Annotated in this window: 18 protein-coding genes; 10 read left to right on the forward strand and 8 right to left on the reverse strand. The window is 60.7% G+C overall.

The window, feature by feature from the left end:
• Positions 1 to 16: 16 nt before the first annotated feature.
• The 6 genes from BLO50_RS16610 to choX form a co-directional block, all read right to left on the reverse strand.
• The gene (locus BLO50_RS16610) at positions 17 to 394 is read right to left on the reverse strand and encodes a hypothetical protein (RefSeq protein ID WP_090254944.1); all 378 of its coding nucleotides are present in this window, start codon (positions 392 to 394) and stop codon (positions 17 to 19) included.
• 289 nt (positions 395 to 683) lie between these two features.
• Positions 684 to 1,544, reverse strand: a complete 861-nt coding sequence (locus tag BLO50_RS16615) for a glycine betaine ABC transporter substrate-binding protein (protein WP_090254945.1) — start codon at positions 1,542 to 1,544, stop codon at positions 684 to 686.
• Between the two features lie 206 nt (positions 1,545 to 1,750).
• A complete protein-coding gene (locus tag BLO50_RS16620; RefSeq protein WP_090254948.1) occupies positions 1,751 to 2,695 on the reverse strand; it encodes a choline ABC transporter substrate-binding protein in 945 nt (314 codons plus the stop codon).
• Between the two features lie 30 nt (positions 2,696 to 2,725).
• Positions 2,726 to 3,607 (reverse strand): ABC transporter permease, encoded by an 882-nt coding sequence (locus tag BLO50_RS16625; protein WP_090254950.1) that lies wholly within the window; start codon positions 3,605 to 3,607, stop codon positions 2,726 to 2,728.
• Entirely contained in the window at positions 3,600 to 4,805 is a 1,206-nt protein-coding gene (locus tag BLO50_RS16630; RefSeq protein ID WP_090254952.1) for a quaternary amine ABC transporter ATP-binding protein, read from the reverse strand. The genes BLO50_RS16625 and BLO50_RS16630 overlap by 8 nt, the downstream gene beginning before the upstream one ends.
• A 659-nt stretch (positions 4,806 to 5,464) precedes the next feature.
• Positions 5,465 to 6,406 (reverse strand): choline ABC transporter substrate-binding protein, encoded by a 942-nt coding sequence (gene choX, locus BLO50_RS16635; RefSeq protein ID WP_090254954.1) that lies wholly within the window; start codon positions 6,404 to 6,406, stop codon positions 5,465 to 5,467.
• 318 nt (positions 6,407 to 6,724) lie between these two features.
• On the opposite strand from choX, the gene BLO50_RS16640 reads away from it, so the two are divergent.
• Both BLO50_RS16640 and gbdR read left to right on the forward strand, forming a co-directional pair.
• Positions 6,725 to 8,104: an L-serine ammonia-lyase gene (locus BLO50_RS16640; protein ID WP_090254956.1), complete on the forward strand. Its 1,380-nt coding sequence runs from the start codon at positions 6,725 to 6,727 to the stop codon at positions 8,102 to 8,104.
• Between the two features lie 566 nt (positions 8,105 to 8,670).
• Positions 8,671 to 9,774: a choline metabolism transcriptional regulator GbdR gene (gene gbdR, locus BLO50_RS16645; protein WP_090254958.1), complete on the forward strand. Its 1,104-nt coding sequence runs from the start codon at positions 8,671 to 8,673 to the stop codon at positions 9,772 to 9,774.
• A 225-nt stretch (positions 9,775 to 9,999) separates the two neighbouring features.
• Here gbdR and gbcB read toward each other — a convergent pair whose 3' ends face one another.
• The gene (gene gbcB / locus BLO50_RS16650) at positions 10,000 to 11,103 is read right to left on the reverse strand and encodes a glycine-betaine demethylase subunit GbcB (RefSeq protein WP_090254960.1); all 1,104 of its coding nucleotides are present in this window, start codon (positions 11,101 to 11,103) and stop codon (positions 10,000 to 10,002) included.
• Between the two features lie 352 nt (positions 11,104 to 11,455).
• Here gbcB and gbcA point away from each other — a divergent pair, with 352 nt between their 5' ends.
• The 8 genes from gbcA (at position 11,456) to BLO50_RS16690 (ending at position 21,893) form a co-directional block, all read left to right on the forward strand.
• Entirely contained in the window at positions 11,456 to 12,748 is a 1,293-nt protein-coding gene (gene gbcA, locus BLO50_RS16655; RefSeq protein ID WP_090254962.1) for a glycine-betaine demethylase subunit GbcA, read from the forward strand.
• An 864-nt stretch (positions 12,749 to 13,612) separates the two neighbouring features.
• Complete coding sequence (locus BLO50_RS16660) at positions 13,613 to 14,590, forward strand: dipeptidase (protein ID WP_090254964.1); 978 nt, start codon at positions 13,613 to 13,615, stop codon at positions 14,588 to 14,590.
• 191 nt (positions 14,591 to 14,781) lie between these two features.
• Positions 14,782 to 15,312: a DUF5943 domain-containing protein gene (locus BLO50_RS16665; RefSeq protein ID WP_090254966.1), complete on the forward strand. Its 531-nt coding sequence runs from the start codon at positions 14,782 to 14,784 to the stop codon at positions 15,310 to 15,312.
• A gap of 15 nt (positions 15,313 to 15,327) precedes the next feature.
• The gene (gene dgcA, locus BLO50_RS16670; RefSeq protein ID WP_090254968.1) at positions 15,328 to 17,388 is read left to right on the forward strand and encodes a dimethylglycine demethylation protein DgcA; all 2,061 of its coding nucleotides are present in this window, start codon (positions 15,328 to 15,330) and stop codon (positions 17,386 to 17,388) included.
• Positions 17,389 to 17,559: 171 nt separating this feature from the next.
• Complete coding sequence (gene dgcB, locus BLO50_RS16675; protein WP_090254969.1) at positions 17,560 to 19,524, forward strand: dimethylglycine demethylation protein DgcB; 1,965 nt, start codon at positions 17,560 to 17,562, stop codon at positions 19,522 to 19,524.
• Positions 19,521 to 20,744 (forward strand): electron transfer flavoprotein subunit alpha, encoded by a 1,224-nt coding sequence (gene etfA / locus BLO50_RS16680; protein ID WP_090254971.1) that lies wholly within the window; start codon positions 19,521 to 19,523, stop codon positions 20,742 to 20,744. The genes dgcB and etfA overlap by 4 nt, the downstream gene beginning before the upstream one ends.
• A 98-nt stretch (positions 20,745 to 20,842) precedes the next feature.
• On the forward strand, positions 20,843 to 21,616 hold the full coding sequence (etfB, locus tag BLO50_RS16685) for an electron transfer flavoprotein subunit beta (protein ID WP_090254973.1): 774 nt from the start codon (positions 20,843 to 20,845) through the stop codon (positions 21,614 to 21,616).
• Positions 21,617 to 21,641: 25 nt separating this feature from the next.
• A complete protein-coding gene (locus tag BLO50_RS16690; RefSeq protein ID WP_090254976.1) occupies positions 21,642 to 21,893 on the forward strand; it encodes a hypothetical protein in 252 nt (83 codons plus the stop codon).
• A gap of 62 nt (positions 21,894 to 21,955) precedes the next feature.
• On the opposite strand, the gene BLO50_RS16695 is transcribed toward BLO50_RS16690, so the two are convergent.
• A complete protein-coding gene (locus BLO50_RS16695) occupies positions 21,956 to 22,999 on the reverse strand; it encodes a threonine aldolase family protein (protein WP_090254978.1) in 1,044 nt (347 codons plus the stop codon).
• Positions 23,000 to 23,037: the final 38 nt, after the last annotated feature.

Raw genomic sequence — 23,037 nt, forward strand, 5'->3', positions numbered from 1 at the left:
CGGTTTGAACCAGGTGTTAGATTTTTGATTCCACAATTTCAATGGTTTTCTCTTCAATACCTTTAAAGCGAAATACTCGTTTTGAGACAAACCCTGATTTTCCATTGACTCCCAGGGATACTCCGGACTCGCTTGCACTTAAGCCGCCACTCCCTTCTTTTGAATTGTCGTAGTATTCCTCTATTTCGACTTCTTCTGCATCACGGATGCGTTCAGCGATAGCAAGTTCTTGAGCAACTTTTGCTTGCCGCTCGGCCATTCTCATGGATATTTCTTGTCGGGCTTCTTCCTTTTTAAGCTCTACCATATCTCCAGAATCAACATCATTTTTTGTTTCTTTTATGGCGTCGTAAAGGAACTTTCCAAGGCTAACTATTGGTGCTTCAAAGGCCACTGTTGAACTCTCCTGAAAAATCTAACTATTAATTATGCGACATACCAGTGTCGCGCTTATCTGTCGTATAACGCCCTTCTGCCTACTGCAATCCTTCTATATCCGCGTTATATGTCGCAATCCAGCAGGATTATGCCGTCCCCAAGCGACCGTCGGGCCATTACTCAGCCACCATGCCCCAACCCTATCTAGCCCCCCATCTCACTGTCTAGAAAATTCTCCGCCACCATTTCGCGCCCACAAAAAAGCGGGCCGTAGCCCGCTTTATATATAGAGGTGCAGCCTTGGCTTATTTAAGCCACTCGGCGACGCGCTCTGGGTTTTTGCTGATCCAGTCTTTGGCAGCGTCTTCCGGTTTTGCGCCGTCGCGGATAGCGAGCATGACGGCGCCGACTTCTTCACCGCTCCAGGAGAATTTCTTCAGGAAGGCAGCGGCTTCTGGGGCTTTGCTGTTGATGCTGGGGTTGGCGACGGTGTCGACGTGTTCGTCATCGCCGAAGACTTTTTTCGGGTCTTCGAGGAAGCGCAGGTTCCATTTGGCGAACATCCAGTGTGGGATCCAGCCAGTGACGACAATGGCTTTCTTGTCCTTTTCGGCGCGGGTCAGGGCGGTGGCCATGCCTGGGCCGGAGCTTGGCATCAGTTTGATGTCGGTGAGGGCGTATTCCTTGATCGCGTCTTCGGCGCGGCGCATGACGCCGGCGCCGGCGTCGATGCCGGTGATTTTGCCGTCGAAATCTTTGGCGTAGGTTTGCAGGTCGGCGATGGTTTTGGCTTGGACGTAGTCGGGCACGATCAGGCCGATTTTCGCGCCGGCGTAGTTGGTGCCGAGCACTTCGACCTTGTCTTTGAGTTTTGCAAAGTATTCGCCGTGGGTGGCGGGCAGCCATGCGGAGAGGGTGGCGTCGAGGTCACCACGGGCTACGCCCTGCCACATGATGGCGGGTTCTACAGGCTTCAGCTCGACGGTGTAACCGAGTTTGCTCTGGAGGATTTCACCGGCTACATGAGTGGCGGCGACGCTGTCGTCCCAACCGTTTACGTAGCCGATTTTCAGGGTGGCTTTGTCCGCCGCCATGGCGCTGCTCATGCCGAGGGCCAGGGCGGCGACGCCAAGGCTTTGCAGGCAGAGGTTTTTCAGGTTTCGCATAGGGTGTGCTCCGTCAGTGAGAGTGGCAGTTCAGTGAGTTACTGGCGCGTTCTTCTTGCGGGCCTAGCTGGGTCGTACGGTATTGCGTGTTAAATCCGGAGTGCAGCAAACCCGGCGATGGCCATGTGGCCTCGCGGGTGTGGTGCTGATTCAGGTGCTTGAACTAACCGCGCCGCCCGCGGGTAAAGGAGGCGGCGCGTTGTGGCTTACAGGCCGAGGTGTTTTTTCACCGCTGCAACGCCGTCCTGGCCGTCGTAGGTGGTAACGCCGGCCAGCCACTGATCGAGGATCGCCGGGTTGGCTTTGATCCACTCTTTGGCGACTTCGGTCGGGTTCTGTTTATCCAGGACCTTTTCCATCAGCTGGCTTTCAATTTCCACGGTGAACTGCAGGTTGTTCAGTAGTTTGCCGACGTTGGCGCAGCGTGCTTCGTAATCTGGCGGCACGACGGTGTAGACCTTGGCGGCGCCGAAGTCGGGGCCGAATACGTCATCGCCACCTTCCAGGTAGGTGATGTCGAACTGGGTGTTCATCGGGTGCGGTGCCCAGCCGAGGAACACGGCGGGTTCATTCTTTTTCACTGCGCGTTGCAGCTGAACCAGCATGCCGGCTTCGCTGGACTCGACCATCTTGAATTCGCCGAGGCCGAACTGGTTGCTCTTGATCATGCCGTCAATCAGCAGGTTGCCGTCATTGCCGGGCTCGATGCCGAAGATCTTGCCGCCCAGCTGGTCCTTGAACTTGGCGATGTCGGCAAAGCTTTTCAGCCCGGCTTCAGCGGCGTAGGTCGGGACGGCGAGGGTGTACTTGGCACCTTCAAGGTTGGCTTTGGGCAGTACTTTGACGCCGCCATCCTTGGTGAAGGGTTCGATCACGGCGTCCATCGAGGGTGCCCAGTAACCGAGGAATACGTCGATCTGGCCTTTTTGCACGCCGGTAAAGGCGATGGGTACGGAGGCCATGATTTTGCGCGTCTGGTAGCCCAGGCCTTCGCTGAGGGTCATGGCTACGCCAGTGGTAGCGGCGATGTCGGCCCAACCGATTTCGGCGAAGCGCACCATCTTGCAACTCTCCGGCTCTTGCGCCCAGGCGCTTTGCAGCATGGCCACGGAGAGCAGACCGACACCTGCGAGCTGTTTAATCGTCTTCATCTGCGATTCCCTGTGATGGTTAAATTTAGATTACTGGCGTTGAAGCTTGCCGCTGAACCAACTGAACAGACTGCTGCGCTTGGCGGTTTGTGGGGTGCCGAAGCTTTCGGTGATGCGGTCGAGAATGATCGCCAGCAGCACCACGGCCATGCCGCTTTCGAAACCGAGGCCGATGTCCAGGCGCTGAATACTCGCCAGTACGTCGTTACCCAGGCCGCCGGCGCCGACCATCGAGGCAATGATCACCATCGACAGGGCCATCATGATGGTCTGGTTGACCCCGGCCATGATCGACGGCATGGCGTTGGGCAGCTGGACCTTGAACAGTAGCTGACGCGGCGTGCAGCCGAAGGATTGGCCGGCTTCGATGATCTCTTTATTCACCTGGCGGATGCCCAGGTTGGTCAGGCGTACCGCCGGGGGCATGGCGAAGATCACCGTGGCGATGATCCCCGGCACACGACCGAGGCCGAACAGCATGGCGGCGGGAATCAGGTAAACGAACGCCGGCATGGTCTGCATAAAGTCGAGAATCGGTCGGATGATGGTCGCTACCCGCTCGCTGCGCGCGGCCCAGATGCCCAGCGGGATGCCGAGTAGTAGGCTGATCAGCGTGGCCGAGAAGGTCAGGCCGAGGGTTACCACGGTCTGTTCCCAGAAACCGGTGAGTACGATCAGCACGAAGGAGATGGCGGTGAAGATGGCGAACTTGTAGCCGATGCGCCACAGGCCGAGGCCGATAAAGATGGCAATCAGCAGCCAGGCCGGTGGCAGCATCAGCAGCCATTCGATGCCTTCGGAGAAGCCATTGACCACGGCGCCGATGCTGTCGAAGCCATCGCTGTAGTTGTCCAGCAGGTGCTGCACCACGTCGTTGACCCAGCTGCCCAGGTCGAGCTGTTTCTCACTCATGGGACTCTCCCTGCAGGCGGGTCAACAGGCGACCTTTACTGATGGCGCCGCTGTAGTGGCCGTGCGCGTCAATCACCGGGATAGGCCCTTCGTTGTCCACCAGGCGTTCAATCACCTGATCCAGCGGGGTGCCTTCGGAAACGGGGTTGATATGCTTGAGTACGTTCGCGTCAAGGCTGCATGTCGCGCCGCCTTCGACGAGTAGGGCGATTTTTTCCAGGCTGATAGAGCCCTGGAAGTTGTTCTGCTCGTCGACGACAAAGGCGTAGTGCTTGTCCAGTGCCTGCAGCTCCTGGCAGACCTTCTGCGCATCCGGCGCTTTGCCGTTGTGCACGTAGATCGGCACGCTGTTGGCCATCAGCTGGCCGGCGGTGAGGTAGCGGTTGGTGTCGACGGTATTGAAGAAGTTGCGCACGTAATCGTTGGCGGGGTTGTCGATCAGCTCCTGCGGGGTGCCAACCTGAACCAGTTTGCCGCCTTCCATGATGCCGATGCGGGTGCCGATGCGCATGGCCTCTTCGATGTCGTGGGAGACGAAGATGATGGTGCGGCGGTCGGTCTTTTGCAGCTCCAGCAGCACGTCTTGCATCTCGCGGCGCTTGAGCGGGTCGAGGGCGGAAAACGCCTCGTCCATGATGATCATTGACGGGTCAACCGCCAGGGCGCGGGCCAGGCCGACGCGCTGTTGCATGCCGCCGGACAGCTCATGCGGCATCTTGTGCGCAAAGGTGTCCAGGCCAACCTGCTTGAGTACTTGCATGGCGCGCTCTTCGCGCACCTTCTTGCTCTTGCCGGCCACTTCCAGGCCGAAGGCGGCGTTGTCCAGCACGCTGCGCGAAGGCATCAGGGCGAAGGACTGGAAGACCATGCTCATGTCGCGGCGGCGCAGATCGATAAGCTCCGCCTTGGGCATCTTGGCGACGTTCTGGCCGTCGATGTAGACATTGCCGCCGCTGGGTTCAACCAGGCGGTTGATCAGGCGAATCAGGGTGGATTTGCCAGAGCCGGAGAGGCCCATCAGCACGAAAATTTCACCTTCCTCGACGCTGAAAGACACGTCGCTGACGCCGATTACCGCGCCTTTCTCCGCAAGAATTCGTTCCTTGCTCCAGCCCTGTTTGAGCAGGTCAATGGCTTCTTGTGGCTCTGCGCCGAACACCTTGTAGAGGTTTTCGACGACGATTTTTCCAGACTGCATGGGATGATTCCCCTTCAGTAGACATCCAGATCAGTGCTGCGGAACCGCGCCTACGCCAGCTGGCGTACGTACGGTGATGCCGACTGTTCTTGCCTGTGTGGGTTTACTGGGTTCCGGGGTCGGGGCCGTGCCTTGCCGCGCAACACATTCAGGGTGCTCAGGCACAACCGCTGCAACGCTCCGGTTGCCTTGTGGGCAATGGACGCTATGGGGGCGTACTGTTGAGTCAACCTTGCTGTGCCGTGCTGCAAACCGCGTTCCAAACCCTCTGGCAGTGTTACGAAGTCCCATCCTTGGGTTTTACACACCTCGACCCGAGGCGCGCGTACATCCGAAATTTCTTGTTGGGCTGGCACCCATCACGTGGTGAGCCAGCACTTATATATTCTTCGGTCCGGGGCTGTGGGCGCCCGGTCTGTCGACCCTGCTAAGGCGACAGCGACGAAATCGGCTGACTCAACGATATAGTCTTCGGCCTGTCGCAATTGTCGGTTTGCGACTCTGACGTGTTGCGCGGCGACAGACGCTTTAAAAACCATAACAGACTTGTTTGTTCCGTTGCCAAGGCTGCAAGCCACAGCGGCCGTGGTTTGCAGCGTTTCAAATGGCCACAGGTACTATGCGCTGGGGGCTGCGCGCTGTTCGGAAAAAATGACAAATTAATTTCCACTGGCGAGGTTTTCGGCGGTTTTTATTGATTGACCGTTCAATCGTGTGACGCCTTCCAGCCAGCTCGCCCGCGTCTGCGGATTAGCCTTCAACCAGGCTTTGGCCTCGCGTCGCGGGTTGGTGTTTTTGTTGAGGATGGCGCCCATCAGGTAGCTTTCCATCTCCAGGCTGAAGCGCAGATTTTTCAGCAGCTGGGTGACATTCGGACACTGTTCGGCCAGGCCTGCGCGCACGTTGGTGTACACCGTGGCGCCGCCGTAGTTGGGGCCGAAGAACTCATCACCGCCGTCCAGGTAATGCATCTGCAACTGGTTGTTCATCGGGTGCGGCGCCCAGCCGAGAAATACCACCCACTGTTTGAGGTGCTCGGCGCGTTTGACCTGGGCCAGCATGCCGTTCTCGCTGGACTCCACCAGGCTGAACCCGCTCAGGCCGAAAGCGTTCTTGTCGATCATTGACTGGATCAGCTTGTTGCCATCGTTGCCCGGTTCGATTCCGTAGAGTTTGCCGCCCAGCTCTTTACTGAAGCGCGCGAGATCGGCGAAGTTTTTCACGCCGCCGTCATACGCCGTCTGGTTAACCGCCAGGGTGTATTTGGCACCGATGAGGTTGGCGCCGAGGGTCTTTACCGAGCCGTTGGCGGCGTAGGGTTTGATGTCGTTTTCCATGCTCGGCATCCAGTTGCCGAGGAACACGTCGATCTTGCCGTCCTGCATGGCTTTGTAGGTGTCGGGCACGGACAAGCGTTTGACCTGGGTGCGGTAGCCCAATTCACTGAATACCTGCCGCGTGACGGCGGTGGTCACGGTGATGTCGGTCCAACCGACATCGGCGAAGCGAATCAGCCCGCACTGCGCCGGCTCTGCGGCCTGGGCCAGCAGCGGGGTGGTGCAGAAGGTGGCGGCCAGCAGCCAGCGTTTGTTGCGTGTCATCAAGCCTCTCCCGGTTGCAGTGACAGGGCACGCGTAGAAGCGCGCAGTCGGGCCACGGGTGGCAGGCGAATGCAGCTGGCCGGTCCATGGGCGCGGCGATCATGCCGACAGATTTCCTTCGCTGCCTATGCGTGAAGTCGCAAGTAGAACGCTGCTGTCGTGAATTGCTGCAGCGGCGCTTGAAACTGCGCGCTGTCGCACACGTCGCGTTCGTTTGCGGCGCTGACGGATTTAGATATGGGCGGGTCGGTGTGGAGCGGCGGTAGCGTGGGGAAATCCTGATCATGCCTGCATGTAGCAATCGTGCAGGAGAGTGGTGTGGCTATCAGCGTGTTTGACCTGTTCAAGATCGGCATTGGGCCGTCCAGTTCGCATACCGTCGGACCGATGCGTGCGGCGGCGCTGTTTAGCGGCGCATTGGCCGAGCGGCGTTTGCTGGAACGTACGGCGCGGCTGCAGGTGCGTCTGTACGGTTCGCTATCGGCCACCGGTGTTGGCCACGGCAGCGACCGTGCGGTGATTATGGGGCTGATGGGCGAATGGCCGGATCAGGTCGACCCGAGCAGCATCGAACCGCGTATCGCGCAGCTGCTGGCCAGTGGGCAGTTGCCGCTCGGTGGGCGGGTCAGCATCGGCTTCGACTGGTCGCGCGACATGCTGTTGCTGGACGAAAACCTTCCGTATCACCCCAACGCCATGACCCTCAGTGCGTTTGCCGCAGATGGCAGCCTGCTGCACGAAAACACCTATTACTCGGTGGGCGGCGGTTTCGTGGTGGACGCCGAGCAGGCCGCCAGCGGTCAGCTGGATCAGGATCACACGCAGCTACCGTATGACTTCAATAGCGCGGAGGAGCTGCTAAGCCTGTGCAAGGCTCATGGCCTGCGGGTTTCCGAGCTGATGATGGCCAACGAGAAAGCCTGGCGCAGTGAGGCCGAAATCCGCAGCGGGCTGATGCGTCTGTGGCAGGCCATGCGCGATTGTGTCGAGCAAGGCTTGCAGCACGAGGGCACCTTGCCTGGTGGGCTGAATGTGAAGCGCCGCGCCGCCAAGCTGCACCGCAGCCTGCAGGAAATGAGCAAGCCCAACGTGATCGGCTCGACCCTCAGCGGTATGGAGTGGGTCAACCTGTTCGCCCTGGCGGTGAATGAGGAAAACGCCGCCGGCGGGCGCATGGTCACAGCACCGACCAATGGTGCGGCGGGGATCATCCCGGCGGTGCTGCATTATTACGTGCGCTTCAGCCCGTCGGTGACCGAGGCCAATGTGGTGGATTACCTGCTAGCTGCTGCCGCCATCGGCATCCTGTGCAAGAAGAACGCGTCGATCTCCGGCGCTGAGGTCGGTTGTCAGGGCGAGGTCGGTTCGGCCTGCGCCATGGCCGCGGCAGGCTTGGCAGAGATTCTCGGGGCTACCCCTGGGCAGGTGGAAAACGCCGCCGAAATCGGCCTGGAACACAACCTCGGCCTGACCTGTGACCCGGTCGGTGGCCTGGTGCAGGTGCCGTGCATAGAGCGCAATGCGATTGCTGCGGTGAAGGCGATCAACGCGGCGCAGATGGCCCTGCGTGGCGACGGCGAGCACTTTATCTCACTGGACCGGGTGATCCGCACCATGCGCGACACCGGCGCCGATATGCATGACAAGTACAAGGAAACCTCGCGCGGCGGGTTGGCAGTTAGCGCTGTTGAATGTTGAGCACCTGTTTACGATTAGCTGCGCGTCGGCCCTGCTGCGTTAAAAACAGGCTCGGAATGCTCATGTGCAAAAGCACACTCCGCTTCCTCGCCTGTTTTTGCCTTGCAGGACTCTAGCTCGCAAGATCGTAAATCAGGCGCTGTGCGTTCAATCAGGTGCGTGCTGCGCATTGCGCACATTTGTGGTGCGTGGCTGTTTGGTGCAGCGGAAAAGGGCAGCGCAACGCTGCTGAATACGGCCTGACCGTTGGTCCGTTACCGCGCCGTTTTTACCCTGCGTAGCGGGGTGACAAAGCACCCGCCTGGCAGTGCTACCGAAATGCTCAAGCGCCCGCCGAATGGGCGTTTGCGGTCGTAATCAGAATGCTTCTGTCGCTCCTGCCAACGCCTAGTGTCACTAGCGTTGGGCCGACCCATCTGTTTTTAATTGAACGCCCAATCAATTTAGGCACGGCCTTTGCGTTGTGCTGGTGGTCGATCTGGCGTTATGCAGTCCCAGAACCATAAAAAGAGCCACCGTATAGAGGGGCTCACTACCGTGCTTTGCTTCGCGTGAGGGTTTACCTGATGTCACAGTTCACTCAAGGGGCACAACCCCAGAGCCGTGCTCCGCAGTCCATCGGCTTTCTCCTGCTCGACAACTTCACCTTGATTTCCCTGGCGTCTGCCGTCGAGCCGCTGCGGATGGCCAACCAGCTGTCCGGTAAGGAGTTGTACCGCTGGCACACCCTCAGCCAAAGCGGCCTGCCGGTCTGCGCTAGTGATGGCCTGCAGATCACCCCGGATGCCAGTTTGGCTACGGCGCCGCGTTTGGATGCGGTGATCGTTTGCGGCGGTGTGGACATTCAGCACAGCGTCACCCGCGAGCACGTGCAGTGGCTGCAAAGCCAGGCCCGCCATGGCGCGCAACTGGGTGCGGTATGTACCGGTAGCTGGGCGCTGGCCAAGGCCGGGCTGCTCGATGGTTTCGATTGCAGCGTGCATTGGGAATGTTTGGCCTCGATGCAGGAAGCCTTCCCCCGCGCAGCAGTCAGCACCCGCCTGTTCTCGATTGACCGCAACCGCCACACCAGCTCCGGCGGCACTGCGCCGATGGACATGATGCTGCACGTGATCGGCCGCGAGCATGGCCGCGAACTGGCAGCGGCAATTTCTGAAATGTTTATCTACGAGCGCATCCGCAACGAGCAGGATCACCAGCGCGTGCCGCTCAAGCACATGCTTGGCACCAACCAGCCGAAGCTGCAGGAAATCGTCGCGCTGATGGAAGCCAACCTGGAAGAGCCAATCGACCTCGATCAGCTGGCGCTGTATGTCGATGTGTCGCGCCGCCAGCTGGAGCGCCTGTTCCAGAAGTACCTGCACTGCTCGCCGTCGCGCTACTACCTCAAGCTGCGCCTGATACGTGCGCGCCAACTGCTCAAGCAGACCAGCATGTCGATTATCGAAGTGGCTTCGGTCTGCGGCTTTGTTTCTACCCCGCACTTCTCCAAGTGCTACCGCGAATACTTTGGCATCCCGCCGCGCGACGAACGCGCGGGCCAGCAGGGCGGCAATGTGGTGGCGCTGCTGCCAATGCCGGAAGACCTCATGCGCCCATCGCCATCCTCGGCTATGGCCGCGCTGACGCGGGCGCAGGGGGAGTCGACCTTCGCCAGTGTTAGGCTCTAAGCCTCGCTGAATAACCTGTAGGAGCCAGCTTGCTTGCGATGCTTTTGCTTGGCAGGGATCTGGCTCCTACACGCTGTGTGGGAGGCGCTTTAGCGGCGAGCTGTTAATCGCTTGTCGCGGCTGAAGCGGAGTGCCGCCCAGCCCTCCCACAAAACAAAACGCCGCACTGGCCTTGAAGGCGAGTGCGGCGTTTTGCTGTGTGCGCGACGGTGCGATACGCGGTGCTTAGTACTCGATCGCGACATCACCCTGCGGCACGCTGCAGCAGGACAGGATGTAGCCCTCGGCGACATCTTCGTCGGTGATCCCGCCGTTGTGCTCCATGCTCACCTCGCCTGAGGTTTTCATTACCTTGCAGGTGCCGCAAATGCCCATGCCGCAGGCTTTGGGGATATGCAGGCCAAGCTTGGCCGCGGCGGCGTGTACGGTTTCGCCTGGGTCGACGCGGATGCTCTTGCCGGTGCTGGTGAATGCCACCTGATTCTGTTCGGCAGCCGGCACGGCGGGGGCTTCGGCGGCTTCGGCGGCGAGCTCCTTGGCTTCTTCGCGGACATCCGCCGGCGTCGCGCCAAAGGACTCCTCGTGGTAGTGCTGCATGTCGAAGCCATTGCTTTCCAGCAGGCGTTTGACCGCATTCATGTACGGCGTCGGGCCGCAGCAGAAGATTTCCCGATCCAGATAATCCGGGGCAATCAGCTCCAGCATCTTCTGGTTGAGGTAGCCGCGATAACCGGCCCAAGCCTCACCCAGCCCATGCTTCTCGCAAATCACATGCAGGCTGAAGTTGTTGATCCGCGCGGCCATATGCTCCAGCTCGCGGTGGTAGATGATGTCCTTCGGTGAGCGCGCGCTGTGCACAAACACCATGTCGACATTGGCGTTGGTGTCGTAAAACCAGCGCGCCATCGACATCACCGGCGTGATGCCGACGCCGCCGCTGAGGTAGAGCACCTTGTCGGCGGGAAAGTCGATGGCATTGAACAGCCCGGCCGGGCCGTGAACCGGCAGTTCCTGGCCTTCCTGCAGGTTGTCATGCAGCCAGTTGGAGACCTTGCCGCCAGGCACTCGCTTGATGGTGATGGAAAAGCTGTAGGGTACGGAAGGCGAGCTGGAGATGGTGTAGGAGCGCATCACCGGCTGGCCGTCGATTTCCAGTTCCAGGGTGACGAATTGTCCTGGTTTGAAGAAGTACAGCACCGGCTGATCGGCCATAAAGCAGAACGTGCGCACGTCCCAGGTTTCCTGGATGACTTTGACGCAGCGTACTAGGTGGCGGCCATTGCTCCAGGTCTGGGTGGTAATGGGGTTGAGGAAGTCGTTCGTCGTCATGGACGTCTCTCCGCGCGGCCGGGCATCGGCCTTATATGGGGCGGATTGTGCGCACTGGCGGATGGGCTCATTTATCTGCCAGCGACATTTACATGCTTATCGCGACCTGCCGCGCAGGCCTTGGTTTGCCGCGTCGGAAACGGATGTGACCATGTCGTCCATAGACAAGGTTTGGCCCACGCTCAGCGCCACACTCGCAGCCAGCCGAAGCAAAAAGGTCACGAGCGAATTCCTCTTTCATCCAGTCGCCATCGGCGGGCGTAGAACGGGGCAATGACGCCACCTTGCGTGATACCGACTAGCCACTTTATTGCGGCAACTCGCCGAGCGAGTCGCCATTGAGGAGTTACCGATGGACGTCACTTCCACCCTGAGCCTGGGCGATCCGCTGGAGCCTGCACGCAAGGCCACCGCCGAGATGCTGCAAAGCCGCGAGCGCACCTTTTCGCTGCCGCAGCCGTTCTACAACGATGAGCGCCTGTTCAAGATCGATATGCAGGAGATCTTCCACAAGGAATGGCTGATTGCCGGCATGACCAGTGAGATCCCGGCCAAGGGTAACTACCTCACCCTGCAGATCGGCGATAACCCGATCATGGTGATTCGCGGGGCCGATGGTGTGGTGCATGCCTTCCATAACGTCTGCCGTCACCGTGGCTCGCGCCTGTGCACCAGTGACAAAGGCAAGGTGGCCAAGCTGGTGTGCCCTTATCACCAGTGGACCTACGAACTCGACGGTCGCCTGCTGTTTGCTGGCACCGAAATGGGCGCGGATTTCGACCTCAAGGACTACAGCCTGAAACCGGTCAACTGCAAAGTGGCCGGTGGTTACATCTTTATTTCCCTGGCGGAAAACCCACCGGCCATTGATGAGTTCCTCAGTACGCTGGCTCATTACATGGAGCCGTACGACATGGAAAACACCAAGGTGGCCGTGCAAACCACCTTGATGGAAAAGGCCAACTGGAAGCTGGTGCTGGAGAACAACCGCGAGTGCTACCACTGCAACGGCTCGCACCCCGAGCTGCTCAATACCCTGCTGGAGTGGGATGACGTTACCGACCCGCGCGCCACCCAGGCGTTCAAGGATCAGGTGGCGGAGTGCACGGGTCGCTGGGACAAAGACAATATTCCCTACGCCCATGCCAGCTTTGGTCTGCGCAACCGCATCGTGCGCATGCCGCTGCTCAAGGGCACTGTGTCCATGACCATGGACGGCAAGCAGGGCTGCAAGAAACTCATGGGTCGTATCACCGATCCCGACTTGGGCTCGATGCGCATCCTGCACCTGCCGCACTCGTGGAACCACTGCATGGGCGATCACATGATTGTCTTCACCGTGTGGCCGATCAGTGCCCAGGAAACCATGGTCACCACCAAATGGCTGGTGCACAAGGATGCCGTGGAAGGCGTCGACTACGACGTGGCGCGCCTGCGTCAGGTGTGGGACGCCACCAATGATCAGGACCGCCGTCTGGCCGAAGAAAACCAGCGCGGCATCAACTCCACCGCTTACCAGCCCGGCCCGTACTCGAAAACCTACGAGTTTGGTGTGGTCAACTTTATCGACTGGTACAGCGAGCGTCTGCTCAACAACCTCGGCGCCGCGCCTGCGCCCTACCTGAAAGGGGTTGCCGCCGAGTAACGGAGCTGGCGGGTTGGTCGCCCGCCGGAACGGCTCCACACTCAGGCCTTCATGGCCGCTTTGCTGCCCGCAGTCTGCTGCGGGCATTTTTTTAGCCCCGCCAATGTGCGCCATTACCTGCGCACAAGTGTTACCGCTCAGCCAGCAACGGGAACACAAACGAGTAGCAGCACCCCAGAATGGTGACTGCTTGTGTCAGTTTGGCTGTCTGCTATTTTCATATACCATTGATTTATAAGTAATTTTTAAAGTTGGCACGCTGAATGCTTTGTTTCCTGCACAAAAACAATAACAAGCATCAGCAGAACTATCGTATCGACTCAAGGCACAACAAAAACAAGAGTACCCACGAGTCGCAAACAGATTTTTTTGGAAAGGGTATGTGATTCGGGTTTTCCCGCAACCAGGCCGAAAAGAATAAAACTACCTTGAGGTAGCTCGGTGTGCCGGTTGGATCATTGCAGGGGTTTTGGCAATGGCGATTGCTGTATCAGTAACCAAAAAAATACGTTTGCCCTTGGTTCCACTTGGAATCACCGAAAGCGATGACGCAACAAACAGCGATAAAACAACAATAACAGTCGCTAAATAATAAAAATAAAGCACACACCCAATTAGAGGGGAGCCTAGGCTCCCCTTTGTGCTTTCTGCGGTTTCGTTTTTCTTCCCCTCGCGACCTTTCCGCACGCCCGGCAGTGCAGTCGGGGGCCGCTCACTCGGTGGCTTATCCATAGGCGACCCGGCTTTGACGCTTTCGGCAATACCCCAGTCGTTTTTGCACCGGGTCGCCCAAGCCCCCGGGGATATGCTCAGTCCAAAGCGCCAACAACGGGTTTGGCGACACCGCTAAAAGGGGACTGCCTGATGAGCCCAGCCGAATTACACGCCGACAGCATCGTTATTGACGGGCTGATCATCGCCAAGTGGAACCGCGAACTGTTCGAAGACATGCGCAAAGGCGGCCTCACCGCCGCCAACTGCACCGTGTCGGTGTGGGAAGGCTTCCAGGCGACGGTGAACAACATCGCCGCCAGCCAGAAGCTGATCCGCGAAAACAGCGACCTGGTGATGCCCGTGCGCACCACCGCCGACATTCGTACCGCCAAGGCGCAGGGCAAGACCGGCATCCTTTTCGGCTTCCAGAACGCCCATGCGTTCGAAGATCAGATCGGTTACGTCGAGGTGTTCAAGCAGCTCGGCGTGGGCATTGTGCAGATGTGCTACAACACCCAGAACCTGGTCGGCACCGGCTGTTACGAGCGTGACGGCGGGCTGTCCGGCTTCGGCCGCGAGATCGTTGCCGAGATGAACCGCGTCGGCATCATGTGCGACCTCTCGCATGTGGGTTCGAAGACTTCCGAGGAAGTCATCCTCGAATCGAAAAAGCCGGTCACCTATTCCCACTGCCTGCCGTCGGGGCTGAAAGAGCACCCGCGCAACAAGTCCGATGCCGAGCTGAAATTTATCGCCGACCACGGCGGCTTCGTCGGCGTGACCATGTTCGCGCCGTTCCTGGCCAAAGGCATCGACTCGACCATCGACGACTACGCCGAGGCCATCGAGTACGTGATGAACATCGTTGGTGAAGACGCCATCGGCATCGGCACCGACTTCACCCAGGGCCATGGCCAGGACTTCTTCGAGTACCTGACCCACGACAAGGGCTACGCCCGCCGCCTGACCAGCTTCGGCAAGATCATCAACCCGCTGGGCATCCGCACCGTCGGCGAATTCCCCAACCTCACCGAGACCCTGCTCAAGCGCGGCCATTCCGAGCGTGTGGTGCGCAAGATCATGGGCGAGAACTGGGTAAGGGTTTTGGCGGACGTCTGGGGCGAGTGATGAATACCTGCGGAGCCTACTGCGCCCACCGATAGCTGCGTCGCGTCCTCGCGGCAAGCTCGCCGTACATGCGTACTGCTCTCGCTTGTCGCTGCGGGTCTCCTTGCTCTCGGCGCGCTCGCTACGGCTCCACAGGCATTCATCGGCACTTTTCAAATACGCAAGACAACGAATTCTGGAGCACTGAACACATGGCCACCCACGCACCCGAAATGCCTATCCAGGTCGACGACGAAACCGGCGTCTGGACCACTGACGCGCTACCGATGCTCTATGTGCCGCGGCATTTCTTCGTTAACAACCACATTGGTATCGAAGAGGTACTGGGCGCTGAGGCCTATGCAGAGATCCTCTACAAGGCCGGCTACAAGTCTGCCTGGCACTGGTGCGAGAAAGAGGCCGAGTGCCATGGCCTGTCTGGCGTGGCGGTGTTCGAGCACTACATGAAGCGCCTGTCGCAACGCGGCTGGGGGCTGTTCGAGATTGAAGCCATCGATTTGGCCGCCGGCACCGCCTCGGTGAAGCTCAAGCACTCGGCCTTCGTCTACGTCTACGGCAAATGCGGGCGCAAGGTCGACTACATGTTCACCGGCTGGTTTGCCGGCGCCATGGATCAGATTCTCCAGGCCCAGGGCAGCACACTGCGCACCGTGGCCGAGCAGGTCTATGGCGGTTCCGAAGAGGGCCACGACGATGGCCTGTTTATCGTCAAGCCACGCTAAGTCGAGGATCGAGTCATGGCTTTCGAAGCAATGTTCCAGCCGATCCAGATCGGCAAGCTGACTATTCGTAACCGCATCGTGTCCACCGCGCACGCCGAGGTCATGGCCACCGACGGCGGCATGACCACTGAGCGTTACGTTAAGTATTACGAAGAGAAGGCCAAGGGTGGCGTCGGCCTGGCGATCTGCGGTGGCTCCTCGGTGGTCTCCATCGACAGCCCGCACGGCTGGTGGAGCTCGGTGAACCTGTCGACTGACCGGATCATTCCGCACTTCCAGAATCTGGCGGATGCCATGCACAAGCATGGCGCCAAGATCATGATCCAGATTACCCACATGGGCCGTCGCTCGCGCTGGGATGGTTTCGACTGGCCAACCCTGATGTCGCCGTCCGGTATCCGCGAACCGGTACACCGTGCCACCTGCAAGACCATCGAGCCGGAGGAAATGTGGCGCGTCATCGGTGACTTCGCCAAGGCAGCGGCTCGGGCCAAAGCCGGCGGCCTGGACGGCGTAGAGCTGTCGGCCGTGCACCAGCACATGATCGACCAATTCTGGTCGCCACGGGTGAACAAGCGCACTGACGAATGGGGTGGCACCTTTGAGGGCCGGATGAAGTTCGGCCTGGAAGTGATCAAAGCGGTGCGCGCCGAGGTCGGTCCCGATTTCTGCGTGGGCCTGCGTATCTCCGGTGACGAGTTCCACCCGGACGGCCTGTCCCACGAGGACATGAAGCAGATCGCCGCCTATTACGATGCCACCGGCCTGATCGACTTTATCGGCGTGGTTGGCTCTGGTGCCGACACCCACAACACCCTGGCCAACGTTATCCCCAACATGAGTTACCCGCCGGAGCCGTTTCTGCACCTGGCCGCCGGGATCAAGGAAGTGGTCAAGGTGCCGGTGCTGCACGCGCAGAACATCAAAGACCCGAACCAAGCCACGCGCATCCTCGAAGGCGGCTACGTCGACATGGTCGGCATGACCCGCGCGCACATCGCTGACCCGCACCTGATCGCCAAGATCAAGATGGGCCAGGTCGACCAGATCAAGCAGTGCGTCGGTGCCAACTATTGCATCGACCGCCAGTATCAAGGTCTGGATGTGCTGTGCATCCAGAACGCCGCGACCAGCCGCGAATACATGGGCCTGCCGCATATCATCGAGAAAACCAGCGGACCGAAGCGCAAGGTGGTGATTGTTGGCGGTGGCCCGGCCGGGATGGAAGCGGCGCGCGTGGCTGCCGAGCGTGGCCACGATGTGACCCTGTTCGAGAAGAAAGACAGCCTCGGCGGGCAAATCACTTTAGCCGCCAAGGCACCGCAGCGCGACCAGATGGCCGGCATTACCCGTTGGTTCCAGCTGGAGTTGGCCCGCCTGAATATCGACCTGCGCCTGGGTACTGGTGCTGATGAAGCGAGCATCCTCGACCTGCGCCCAGACATCGTCGTGCTGGCCAACGGCGGTCACCCGTTTATCGAGCAAAACGAACATTGGGGCGCCGCCGAAGGCCTGGTTGTGAGCAGCTGGGACGTCCTCGATGGCACCGTTGCACCGGGCAATAACGTGCTGGTGTACGACACCATTTGCGAATTCGGCGGCATGTCGGTGGCCGACTTTATCGCCGAGAAGGGCGCCAAGGTCGAGATCGTCACCGACGACATCAAGCCGGGCGTAGCCATGGGCGGCACCACGTTCCCGACTTACTACCGCAGCATGTACCCGAAAGAAGTGATCATGACCGGCGACATGATGCTGGAGAAGGTCTACCGCGAAGGCGACAAGCTGGTGGCGGTGCTGGAGAACGAATACACCGGGGCGAAAGAGGAGCGGGTGGTCGACCAAGTGGTGGTGGAAAACGGCGTGCGTCCAGATGAGCGCCTGTACTACGCGCTCAAGGATGGCTCACGCAACAAGGGCCAGACCGATGTGGAAGCGCTGTTCGCGATCAAGCCGCAACCTTGTTTAGCTGAGAAGGGTGACGGCTATCTGCTGTTCCGCATCGGCGACTGCGTAGCCCAGCGCAACACCCATGCAGCGATCTATGACGCGCTGCGGTTGTGCAAGGATTTCTGAGTCCAGCACAACATCGATGGTTTGACCCGGTCTAGCTCCCTCTCCCTCTTGGGGAGAGGGCTGGGGTGAGGGGAGCGGTCTCACAGGCCAGCCCCTCACCCTAACCCTCTCCCCGGAGGGGAGAGGGGACTGAAATGCATCATCCCCTGACATTGGCGGTGGGAGCCTCACATGTTGAACACCCTACTCCCCATCCTGCTCTTCGCTGCCCTGGCCCTTGCGGTTATTGGCGCGGTGAAGCGCTTTTTGATGTGGCGCCGTGGCCGTCCGGCTCAGGTCGATTGGCTGGGCGGGCTGCTGGCCATGCCACGCCGTTATATGGTCGACCTGCACCATGTGGTGGCCCGCGATAAATACATCGCCAACACCCACGTGGCTACGGCGGGCGGCTTTGTCCTGGCCGCGATGCTGGCGATTCTGGTGCACGGGTTTGGCCTGCAGAGTCGCATCCTCGGCTTCGCCCTGCTGGCGGCGACGGCGTTGATGTTTGTCGGCGCACTGTTTGTCGCCAAACGCCGCCTCGACCCGCCATCGCGTTTGTCGAAAGGCCCGTGGATGCGTCTGCCGAAAAGCCTGCTGATGTTTGCCGGCAGCTTCTTTATCGCCACCTTGCCGGTGGCCGGGATTCTGCCTGCAGACTTTGGCGGCTGGGTGCTGGCACTGCTGCTGACCGTCGGCGTGGCCTGGGGTGTGTCCGAGCTATTCTTCGGCATGACCTGGGGTGGGCCGATGAAGCACGCCTTCGCCGGCGCCCTGCACCTGGCCTGGCACCGCCGCAGTGAACGCTTTGGCGGTGGTCGCTCGACCGGCCTCAAAGCCCTGAATCTGAATGATCCGAAAACCCCGCTGGGCGTGGAAAAACCCACGGACTTCACCTGGAACCAGCTGCTCGGCTTCGATGCCTGCGTGCAGTGCGGTAAGTGCGAGGCGGCCTGCCCGGCCTTCGCCGCCGGACAGCCGCTCAACCCGAAAAAGCTGATTCAGGACATGGTGGTCGGTCTGGCCGGCGGTACCGATGCCAAGTTTGCTGGTTCGCCTTACCCAGGAAAACCAGTGGGCGAACACGGTGGCGGCCCACACCTGCCGATCGTTAATCTGAATGGCAAGGCGCTGGTCGATGCCGAGACGCTGTGGTCGTGCACTACTTGTCGCGCCTGCGTCGAGGAATGCCCGATGATGATCGAGCACGTCGACGCCATCGTCGATATGCGCCGCCATCTCACGCTGGAGAAAGGCGCGACGCCGAACAAGGGCGCCGAGGTGCTGGATAACCTGATCGCCACCGACAACCCCGGCGGTTTCGCACCGGGTGGCCGGTTGAACTGGGCGGCGGATTTGAACCTGCCGTTGATGGGCGATAAGCAGAACGTCGATGTGTTGTTCTGGGTCGGCGACGGTGCCTTCGATATGCGCAACCAGCGCACCCTGCGCGCCTTTGTCAAAGTGCTGAAAGCCGCCAAGGTCGACTTCGCTGTGCTCGGCCTGGAAGAACGCGACAGCGGCGACGTGGCCCGGCGTCTGGGTGATGAAGCGACCTTTCAGCTGCTGGCCAAACGCAATATCGCCACCTTGGCCAAGTACAAATTCAAGCGCATCGTCACCTGCGACCCGCACAGCTTTCATGTGCTGAAAAACGAATACGGCGAGCTGGGCGGTCGCTATTCGGTGCTGCACCACAGCACCTATATGGATGAGCTGATCACTGGCCAGAAACTCAACCTTGGCACCCACAAAGGCGGCTCGGTCACCTACCACGACCCCTGCTACCTGGGCCGCTACAACGGCGAGTATGAAGCGCCGCGTAATGTCCTGAATGCCATCGGCATTGAAGTGAAAGAGATGCAGCGCTCGGGTTTCCGCTCCCGTTGCTGCGGCGGTGGCGGCGGTGCGCCGATCACCGATATCCCCGGCAAGCAGCGTATCCCTGATATGCGCATGGTTGATATCAAGGAAACGGCCGCCGAGCTGGTCGCCGTGGGTTGCCCGCAGTGCACCGCGATGCTCGAAGGCGTGGTCGGTCCGCGTCCGGAGGTCAAGGATATTGCCGAGCTGGTGGCCGATGTATTGATCGAGGGCGTGGTCGAGGTGAAGAAGCCTGCATCCGTCCCGCGTGAAGCAGCCGAGGTAAGCCCATGAGCGACCTGATCCGCCGTGATCCACGGGCCGAATGGATCGCCCGTAACCGCCTGCATCCGCTGCATGCCGCCGCGCAACCGGCCGTCGCTAGCTGGCTCAGCGCCGCCGGGGTGCTACGCAAGAATCCCCATGCAGTGGGTTTTATCGGCCCCAATGGTCTTAAACGTATCGATCGCTCTGGCGCGCAGCAAGGCGGCACGGCCAAGCGTTCGACGGCCAGTGCCGTGGTGCAGTTGCCGCTACGCGCTATCGAGCAACCGGCGTTCTATATCGCTGTGGTGCCGGATATGGTCGGCGGCCGCCTGAGCGCCCATGACAAGGACCTGCTCGGCCTGGCGCACAAGCTGGCCGGCAGCGACGGTGCGGTGGTCGCGGTGATCTTTGGCGAGCACAAGGAAAGCGCCTTCGATAGCAACGGCGTGGATCGTCTGCTGCAGTTCGATGGCGAGGGTTTCGACGGCTACGCCCCGGAAGCGCGAGTGCTGGCCCTCGGCGCAGTAGAACGGCAACTTTCGCCGCGCCACTGGTTGCTGCCCGACAGCCGCAGCGGTGGTGGAGAACTGGGCCGGCGTCTGGCCGCCAAACTGGGTGAACGCCCGGCCACGCGGGTTTGGCAGGTGGCCGATGGCATGGCCAGCGGGCGTGCGGGTGCCGGTCGGGAAGACCTGGTGCAACAAGCGCCACGCCTGATTCTGGCGGCGGTGGAATGCGCCGAACCGGTCAGCGAAACCCGTCACGAAGTACGGCCGCTGGCGCTGAGTGAAGCACTGGTCAGCCATTTGCCACGGATTCAGGATTTGGGCGCGGTGGCAGTCGACCCGGCGCAGATCCCCATGGCCGAGGCCGAATTTATTCTCTCCGGCGGCAACGGCGTGAAGGATTGGACGCTGTTCCATCAGGCCGCTGCGGCGCTGGGCGCCACCGAAGGCGCCTCACGGGTGGCAGTGGACGATGGCTTTATGGGCCGCGAACGCCAGGTCGGCGCGTCCGGCATCTGGGTCACGGCGCGGGTTTACGTGGCCGTGGGGATTTCCGGGGCGATCCAGCATCTGCAAGGCATCGGTGCCTGCGACAAAGTGGTGGCGATCAACCTCGACCCGACCTGCGACATGATCAAACGCGCTGATCTTTCGGTAATCGGTGAGTCCGCTGCGATCTTGCAAGCGCTGATCGAGCGGGTCGCCGCCCATCGGCAGGGAGCAGAACGTGATGCTGCCTAAGCAAACTGTAGGGTGGATGACGCTTCACCCATCCACCAGTAACCACCACACTGCGATGGTGGAAGAGCACAGCGTCTTCCACCCTATGGAGCTGCTCCATGACTGATTTGCAGGTAGTTACGCTGGTTTCCGTAGGCGCTCACCCCACCTCCGGGCGCCCACGTCGCGCCGAGCAGGATGCCCGCGCGGTCGAGCTGGGTTTGCGTCTGGCCGGTGAGCGTTTGCAGGTGCTGCATGCCGGAGACCCGCAGCAGGAGGCGCTGCGTGCTTACCTGGGAATGGGCCTTGAGCAGATCAAGATTCTCGAACAACCGGCGCACAGCGATGCGCTGCCGGTGCTGGCCGAGTACCTGGCCGACTCCAGCGCGCAGCTGGTGTTGACCGGCAGCCAGGCGGAAACCGGCGAAGGCTCGGGCATGCTGCCTTACCTGCTGGCGGAACAGCTCGGCTGGCCACTGGTGGTCGGGCTGGCGGCGGTGGAGCAGGTCAGCAATGGTGTGGCGCAGGTGCTGCAAGCCTTGCCGCGCGGACAGCGCCGGCGCTTGCAGGTGCGTCTGCCGTTTGTCGCCAGCGTGGATAACGCCGCGCCTACCGCCCGGCAAAGCGCCTTCGGCCCGGCACGCCGTGGCCTGCTGACGGGCGAAGAGGTGGAGTTGGTTGCCGATCCACTGTTTGCCAGCGCCCAGCTGCAACCGGCCAAGCCCCGGCCCAAGCGCCTTAAGGTGATCAAGGCCAAGACCGGCGCGGAGCGTATGAAGGCGGCTACGGCCAAGGCATCCGGCGGTGGCGGACAGGTGCTCAAGGATGTCTCGCCGCAAGCGGGCGCGGAGGCTATCTTCAAGTTGCTATTGGAAGAGGGCGTGCTGCGCTAGCACGCCACCATTGGAGGAATTGAGCATGATGCACGCCGACCTGATTGATCAGGAGGACCTACGCGAACGCCTGGTGGCGCTAGGGTTGTCGATTCCACCCGGGGTCACTGCCGAGCAGGCGTGCGAACATGCCGTCAGCGGCCTGAGCCCGGAGCGCGCGCTGGCCCTGCGGCGTCTGGTGGAGGAGTTGCTCGGTGGCAGCGCGACGCTGTTGCCGAATGTGCGCGAGGCGATCTCGCGCACCTTGCTGCCGGCGCTGGTTCCCCGTCCTTCCTGATGGTTGGGGCTGATGCAGGCGTCAGTGGCCGCCTGCATCAGCCCGCATCGTGAGCGTCTTGCTTAGCTGGCCGTCATCGCCTGGCGAATATCCCCTGCCAGCTGGCGCACCCGCGCTTCGTCGGTGTCCCAGGAGCACATAAAGCGTGCGCCGCCAGCCCCGATAAAGGTGTAGAAGCGCCAGCCCAGGCCGCGCAGGATTTCCAGCGCCGGTTCCGACATCTGCAAAAACACGCCGTTGGCCTGCACCGGGAACATCAGGCTGACCCCCGGAATATCGCTGACCAACTCGGCGAGCAGCTGCGCGCAGCGGTTGGCGTGCTGGGCGTATTTCAGCCAGGCATCGTTCTGCAGGATGCCGACCCAGGGTGCGGACAGGTAGCGCATCTTCGAGGCCAGCTGACCGGCTTGCTTGCAGCGGTAGTCGAAGTCTTCGGCCAAATCTTTATTGAAGAACAGAATGGCCTCACCCACGGCCATGCCGTTTTTGGTGCCGCCAAAACACAGCACATCGACGCCGGCCTTCCAGGTCAGGTCGGCCGGGCTGCAGCCGAGAAAGGCGCAGGCATTGGAGAAGCGCGCGCCGTCCATGTGCAGGTGCAGGCCCAGTTCGCGGCACACCGCGCTGATCGCCCGCACCTCATCTGGGCTGTAAACGGTGCCTACTTCCGTGGCCTGAGTCAGGGTCACCACCCGTGGCTTGGGGTAATGGATGTCCTGGCGTTTGAGGGCGATCTCGCGGATCGCCTCGGGCGTCAGTTTGCCGTTTTCGGTCTTGGCCAGCAGCAGCTTGGAGCCGTTGGAGAAGAACTCCGGCGCGCCGCATTCGTCGGTTTCGACGTGGGCGGTCTCCGAGCAGATCACGCTGTGGTAGCTCTGGCACAACGACGCCAGGGCCAGGGAGTTGGCCGCCGTGCCGTTGAAGGCGAAGAACACTTCGCAGTCGGTTTCAAACAGGCGGCGGAAATGGTCGGCGGCGCGTGCGGTCCATTCGTCGTCGCCATAGGCGCGCTGGTGGCCTTGGTTGGCTTCGGCCATGGCTGCCCAGGCTTCCGGGCAGATGCCGGAGTAGTTGTCGCTGGCGAATTGTTGCGAGAGATCGGGCATGGGAGCTTCCTTGTGGGCGCTAACGCTAAGCCGTTTGG

The sequence above is a fragment of the Pseudomonas peli genome (assembly GCF_900099645.1).
Taxonomy (GTDB): Bacteria; Pseudomonadota; Gammaproteobacteria; order Pseudomonadales; family Pseudomonadaceae; genus Aquipseudomonas; species Aquipseudomonas peli.

Excerpts from the sequence above, each read along its gene's own strand:
- gbcA (WP_090254962.1), top strand. The coding sequence starts at position 11,456 with ATGGACGTCACTTCCACCCTGAGCCTGGGCGATCCGCTGGAGCCTGCA.
- gbcB (WP_090254960.1), bottom strand. The coding sequence starts at position 11,103 with ATGACGACGAACGACTTCCTCAACCCCATTACCACCCAGACCTGGAGC.
- etfB (WP_090254973.1), top strand. The coding sequence starts at position 20,843 with ATGACTGATTTGCAGGTAGTTACGCTGGTTTCCGTAGGCGCTCACCCC.
- dgcA (WP_090254968.1), top strand. The coding sequence starts at position 15,328 with ATGGCTTTCGAAGCAATGTTCCAGCCGATCCAGATCGGCAAGCTGACT.
- etfA (WP_090254971.1), top strand. The coding sequence starts at position 19,521 with ATGAGCGACCTGATCCGCCGTGATCCACGGGCCGAATGGATCGCCCGT.
- BLO50_RS16620 (WP_090254948.1), bottom strand. The coding sequence starts at position 2,695 with ATGAAGACGATTAAACAGCTCGCAGGTGTCGGTCTGCTCTCCGTGGCC.
- gbdR (WP_090254958.1), top strand. The coding sequence starts at position 8,671 with ATGTCACAGTTCACTCAAGGGGCACAACCCCAGAGCCGTGCTCCGCAG.
- BLO50_RS16630 (WP_090254952.1), bottom strand. The coding sequence starts at position 4,805 with ATGCAGTCTGGAAAAATCGTCGTCGAAAACCTCTACAAGGTGTTCGGC.
- BLO50_RS16665 (WP_090254966.1), top strand. The coding sequence starts at position 14,782 with ATGGCCACCCACGCACCCGAAATGCCTATCCAGGTCGACGACGAAACC.
- BLO50_RS16695 (WP_090254978.1), bottom strand. The coding sequence starts at position 22,999 with ATGCCCGATCTCTCGCAACAATTCGCCAGCGACAACTACTCCGGCATC.
- BLO50_RS16690 (WP_090254976.1), top strand. The coding sequence starts at position 21,642 with ATGATGCACGCCGACCTGATTGATCAGGAGGACCTACGCGAACGCCTG.
- choX (WP_090254954.1), bottom strand. The coding sequence starts at position 6,406 with ATGACACGCAACAAACGCTGGCTGCTGGCCGCCACCTTCTGCACCACC.
- BLO50_RS16625 (WP_090254950.1), bottom strand. The coding sequence starts at position 3,607 with ATGAGTGAGAAACAGCTCGACCTGGGCAGCTGGGTCAACGACGTGGTG.
- dgcB (WP_090254969.1), top strand. The coding sequence starts at position 17,560 with ATGTTGAACACCCTACTCCCCATCCTGCTCTTCGCTGCCCTGGCCCTT.
- BLO50_RS16615 (WP_090254945.1), bottom strand. The coding sequence starts at position 1,544 with ATGCGAAACCTGAAAAACCTCTGCCTGCAAAGCCTTGGCGTCGCCGCC.
- BLO50_RS16660 (WP_090254964.1), top strand. The coding sequence starts at position 13,613 with ATGAGCCCAGCCGAATTACACGCCGACAGCATCGTTATTGACGGGCTG.